Here is a 5,440-nt window from a genome sequence, read left to right as displayed (position 1 = left end):
AACTGCTTCTTGGGTTCTGCCATCGGAGACCTCCTCCTTCACGGAAAGAGCTCTCCACTTTTGCGAGGCAAGTCCACACTGCATGTGCACCGTCATGTTGGCATGCGAGGGCTCGTCATGCGCGACCGAGTTATAAGCTTGCCACCCGGTGGCAAGTGTTATGAGGGTCGAGAGAACACCAAAGGCGAGGTTCCACCGCGCCACGAGCGTCGCGGCAGCTCCGAGCGGGCGCCGGGCGAAGATCGCTCCCAGCACGAACAGTACTGCGGCGGTGAGCAGGAGGGCGATCGTGAAATGGACGATCAGCGGGTGCCAGTTTGGGATGACTTCGAACATGGACTCTCTCGAAAGCGGCTGCAGCCGGCCGGAAAGGCGAGGGGCGCCGGATGAAACGTGGTCGGCCTTTGCCCACCTAATTTGGCACCATATCACATCGCCAAAGCTCGACAGAGTGCCTCGCTATCTCGGCCTCGGTGTTCACCCGGATGCAGCAGAGGGATTGCGCGGCACCGCCGATGAGAAAGCGGCTCGGTATGCAAACTGCGCAGTCGCCGTGACGAACACGCGCAATAGGTCAGCAGATGTATTAAGACTCTAAGCGCATACCGTTTTGCCGCCCTGATCAGGGTTCGCACACTCAATTCGTCAGGATAGCCCGGATCGTAAGTCGTGCATTATGTCAAATTTCTTCGTTGGGTCGCCGTATTTACGCTGACTAATCTCACCTCAATCTGCCTCTACGGGCGAGGTCTCGTTGCAGCAGTGCGAAATCGCCCGTAGAGGCAGAGTACGCTTGATCTGAGACAGGTAAAATTTTTCTTAGATTTGGACGCCAAACATCATTTACTCGCCACGGCTTGATGGTGTTGCGGAGACGAGACCAGACGGTAGATTTACATACCGTGGTTCATCCCACGCCTGTTGCGGTGCCCCATGCCGCTCCTCATCCCGCCATGTCCCATGCCACGCATGTTGCCGTGACGCGCGCCGCCCATCCGGCCACCGTGGCCCATCCCGCGCATGTTCCCTTCACGCATCCGCCCGTGTCCCATCGCATGCTCGCGAACCGGAGCAGCAATTCCCTCGGATGCGACACTATCTGGTTGGACCGGAAGCGGAGCCGCTCCGGCAGGCCCTATTGCGACAAACGCAACGAAAGTCGCGGCAAAAACAAAAATCTTCATGAGGTTACCCCTGAGAGGTGAGTGCGCGTCAAACAATGCTGGACGTCAGGACCTGACATCACGCTTATCAAAGTTCTGGTTTCTGTCAGTGCGGCTGCCTCGGCCCTGATCACGATGGCTTGACCGAAGCGAAACATAAATCAAAAGCGATCACTTAGGCTCGACCTAGACGATATGCCATGTCGAGCCCTCGTGAGTGCTAAATCATGCGGCTGCATGTCCGAGCTAATCAGTAGCCGTAGACGTAGCCGGGAGCGTAACCGTAGCCATAGCCGCCATAATACGGATCGTGCGCTGCAACCGCACCCAGCGCTAAGCCTCCAATCAGGCCCGCGGCGACAGGCACGCCGTAGTAGCCCCGCCGACGACCATAATAACCATGTCCACCGTAGTAGGCGTGACCGCCATAATAGCCCCCCCCGTAGCCGTAGCCCCCGCCGTGACGGCCATAGGAACCATGGCCACCGCCAAAGCCGCGGTAATAACCGTGACCGCCGCTATGGCCGCCGTACGAACCATGCCCTCCACCATAGCCACCGTGACCGCCGCCGCCATGGCCCCCACCGCCATGGCCGCCACCGCCATGGCCCCCACCGTGACCCTGAGCCTGAGCAGCGCCAGAACTCGCAACCAAGCCGCCCACTAGCGTCAACGCCACAAAGCCAGCGCCAAGCGCGGTCTTCATTTTGAGAAGTCGTGTCATAATCAGATCTCCAGATTGGTGCGTGAGAATTGTCGAGCCCGCGTCAGAGACGAGTGAGGGCCTCTTCCCATGAACAACGCTTGAACACGCAAACTCGATCCAGCGCGCACGTTCGCAGGGGCCTGCGATGAGCCCTGTGGGGAGGCTGCGGACGCTCCGTGCATCGGATGGGCGGCGCAAGCGAAGGACAGCTTCCAGGATGTTTCGTGCCTGGCCGGTCGCCTTGAAGGGGCGACGCATGGTGATCGCCCGGTTCTGTAGGAATGTGTTCAGTCTCCCTGCCCTCTCGCCTACGGCATCTCCATCGTCGCCCTTGGATCGGTCTCAAAACCGCCCAACAGGTCCGCCAGTACGACGCCAGCGCCCAGCAGGAGGAGCGTCAGCAACGTGACCGCTGCCAATTGCGGTCCGCTCGGCCCACCCGTCATCACCATTGCGCCGGTTTGATCGCTTGCCATCGTGGTATGGCCCACGGTTGGAGCGGCAGGTTCAGTTGCCACGACTGGGTCATTCTGCTTCTCGATCGCCATCGAGTGGCCACCTGCGCCAAGCACCCGCACTGTGCCCATTCCGTGCTTCAGCTTCACCGCAACCAGCCACACATTCACCGGGTAGGCGACCACCGCGCCCACCATGGTGGCGAGGGACATCACACCCCAGAACCGAAGCGACGTCGCCTCCATCGCCTTCATGCCGCGGCTCATCAACGAGATCATGACGGGGATCATGCCGGCCATCACGGCATTCATGGACAGCCACTCCGGCATGAAGGACTGCTGCAACGCGGCCCCGTAGGATCCGCCCAACATGTCCCTCATGAACAAGGCTTGGAACACCATCAACCCAAAGCCAAAACCCAACGCGTACTCGACGACGAGGTCGAGCCACATCGGAAAGCCCAGTGCGGCGGTGACCGCGGCAGCGAAGATGATGCCGGTCGCGTCGCCGGCCAAGCAGTGAATGGTCGAGCCGAGAGCTTGCTTCCAAAGGGGCTGAACGAAGCCTTCGTGCCGAAGCGGGCCTGGCTCCTGACAAGAGAGCACATAGAGAGCCGCGGCGACCGGCCCCGCGTAGAGGGTCACGAGGACCCAGCCCCACTTCATCACACTCAGTTCAGGATTTCGCAGCCAAGCGTCCCAGGCTACGTAGGCGACGCAGAAGCCTGTCAGGACGAACCAGACGACCAGGGCGGAGTCGAGCATGGTTCTTCCTCAAATAGCTGGATCGCCACCCACCTCCTCGCTCATTGCGCGTGGTGGTCAAGGCTGTCAGCAAGTTTACGCGTGAACTGATACCGCTTGGGAAGCGCGACAGGTCGCTCTGCCAGATCTGTATGCTCCGTGCCTTCAGCCTACTACGTCACTCATTGAAGAATTTTTCTGGTCAGGCTCGATGGAGTGTTTGGATTGACGCGGCATAGGTCTCGTTGTGTCGTCTCCGAACTAGGTTGTTGAAGCTCAAGATTACTTCTGCTGCCTCAAAAATTCGATAGTAATTTAAGTTCGTCGTTATCTTTGCTTTTCATCACCGCCGAGGCAACAAAGTCATACGCGCGCGTGACCTCCATGACTCGGCTCATCTCCAGAGCGGGTTGAACATTGGACGTCTCGAGAACGCCAGCCGCGAGCCGGACCTGATCCGCCCGGATCTCCGTCGGTTGCCGGCTCGAACCAAATAAGTTTCCGCCTTCCGCACGCAAGGTCTGTGGATCGGCAAACCGGACCAGTCGCAACTGGCCACGGGGGCCTTTTGGTGTCAGCACTGTTCCATCCGCAGCAATCCAGGCCTCGCCATCCTGTGGAGACAGGGTGATCGGCCCAGACGTCGTCAGCACGGGGTCCCCACCTGACGTGACAAGGCGGCCGGCTCCATCGAGCTTGAAAGCGCCATCGCGAGTATATCGTTCGCCGGCCGCCGTCTTGACCACGAAAAAGGCTTCTCCCACGATGGCAACGTCGAGGGGGCTGCCCGTCGACTTTAGAGCGCCATCGGAGAAATCGGTGAAACCGGCAGAGGCCTGCACGAGAGAGACCTGTGGATCTCTCTTGAAAGGATCGTCCGTGGCCTTCTTTTCGGACAGATACTCGCGAAAAAGAATGCGCTTAGCCTTGAACCCGACCGTCGTTTGGTTGGCAATATTGTTGGCGAGCGCGTCGAGTTCGTGCCGAAGAGCAACGAGGCGCGACAGACCGACTGTGGATTTACCGACCATTCAAGACCGTCCTTGCCCTGGTGTTGGATGCTGGAATGGACCCTGGTCCGCCAGATAGGCAGCGCCTCGATCTAGGCCGGGAAGCCGGATGAGCTCCCAATAATCTTCAACCCAGTCGGCGAGCAACGCAAGGATAATGTGGGCGCTGGGTAGGATGCCGGACGGTCGCATCTCGTCCTGCAGCAAGGCCGATGTCCGCGCACTTCGTGTCCCGAGGGCGTCTTGCCCGGCCGCAGGATCATCGCGACGGGACGGCTGGTGGCGGTGTCGTAAACGTGGATGGGGAGGAAGCAGCGTTCGTCGTAATGGCCGTTGAACAACGAGAGTTGCTGATGCCCGTGCACGACATCGCAGGTGTCGTCGATGTCGAGCGTGACGGCCTCGGGTGGCGCGGCGTAGCTGGCGCAGTAGAGGTCGACCAGCACCCGCCCAAGCCGGATCAGGTCGCGCAGGCCGGGGGTGTTCTCCAGCGGCGAGACGGTGGGCTGGCTCATCAAGTTGCGCCCGCTCTCGGGCAGGCGTCCGCAGGCGAGCTTGAAGGTGGGGTCGGCGCGCAGATGGTCGAGGTCGTCGGCATCTTCGTAGCCGCAGGCGATCGCCAGGATGCGCGCCAGCAGGATCTCGGGCAGCGGATGCACGATCCGGCTCGGATTACGCCGATCCGGGATCACCGCGGCGAGCTTCTCGGCGATACCGAGCCGCCGCGCGGCCTGAGCGAGCAGCAGGACGCCGCCGTCCGAGGTCAGGCGTTCGCCGTCAAACGCAGCTGTGAGCTTCTTGCCCCGGACGGATGGAAACGCGAACGGGAGACACGTAGAAATGGACATGGCGGGCGTGGCGGGCTCGATCAGGTGAAGAAGGTTAATGGCAGCACCCAATTTCTAAGCCCTATCAATGCTTTACGCTACACTCGCTACCTCAGATCCACTACCCTCATGAATAAGACGGGCTAGATTGAAAGTGATCCGGTCACCGCCACATGCCAAAGCCACGTTGCGCACGCGCTCTTGCTGCATCCGCGTGACTTCGCCAGTGGTATCAAACTTTGCCAAGTGCCGCCTCGTGGGGCCGATCACATGTCAGCAGCTCAAGAGGCGCTCCACCTTCAACTTGCGCCAGAGCCGGCAGAGAATTGAGCGACAACAACGCAATTCATGATGACAGCGGTGCCTGAATTTATGAATACCATAGTAGTGATCACATAGACAATATCAGAATACCAGATGGCCGGAGTCAGTCTTTCCGAATCCGGCTTTGCTACCTAACTGACTGTCTGCAAGCTTCCTGCCTTCTAAGGCGTTGACGCGCCAAGGTTTTCCTTGGAGCAACCGATGAACGAGG

General features: G+C 59.9%; 4 protein-coding genes and 1 pseudogene. All 5 read right to left on the bottom strand.

The window, feature by feature from the left end:
* A partial coding sequence (locus K2Y56_RS03240; RefSeq protein WP_366848161.1) for a DUF2231 domain-containing protein occupies positions 1-336 on the bottom strand: 336 nt, incomplete at its 3' end.
* A gap of 1,077 nt (positions 337-1,413) precedes the next feature.
* Entirely contained in the window at positions 1,414-1,869 is a 456-nt protein-coding gene (locus K2Y56_RS03235; RefSeq protein ID WP_292504974.1) for a hypothetical protein, read from the bottom strand.
* A gap of 308 nt (positions 1,870-2,177) precedes the next feature.
* Positions 2,178-3,089: a DUF4396 domain-containing protein gene (locus tag K2Y56_RS03230; RefSeq protein ID WP_292504971.1), complete on the bottom strand. Its 912-nt coding sequence runs from the start codon at positions 3,087-3,089 to the stop codon at positions 2,178-2,180.
* Between the two features lie 275 nt (positions 3,090-3,364).
* Positions 3,365-4,099, bottom strand: a complete 735-nt coding sequence (gene flgF / locus K2Y56_RS03225) for a flagellar basal-body rod protein FlgF (RefSeq protein ID WP_292504968.1) — start codon at positions 4,097-4,099, stop codon at positions 3,365-3,367.
* 191 nt (positions 4,100-4,290) lie between these two features.
* Positions 4,291-4,926 (bottom strand): annotated as a pseudogene (locus K2Y56_RS03220) (IS1380 family transposase); the annotation flags it as partial.
* Positions 4,927-5,440 lie beyond the last annotated feature (514 nt).

The organism is Methylobacterium sp., assembly GCF_019745455.1.
Taxonomy (GTDB): domain Bacteria; phylum Pseudomonadota; class Alphaproteobacteria; order Rhizobiales; family Beijerinckiaceae; genus Methylobacterium.
Note: the sequence above shows the minus strand (reverse complement) of the source record. Positions and strands in the feature narration are given on the sequence as shown.

Bases quoted from the DNA above. Each gene is read 5' to 3' on its own strand.
- flgF (WP_292504968.1), bottom strand. From the start codon at position 4,099: ATGGTCGGTAAATCCACAGTCGGTCTGTCGCGCCTCGTTGCTCTTCGG.
- K2Y56_RS03235 (WP_292504974.1), bottom strand. From the start codon at position 1,869: ATGAAGACCGCGCTTGGCGCTGGCTTTGTGGCGTTGACGCTAGTGGGC.
- K2Y56_RS03230 (WP_292504971.1), bottom strand. From the start codon at position 3,089: ATGCTCGACTCCGCCCTGGTCGTCTGGTTCGTCCTGACAGGCTTCTGC.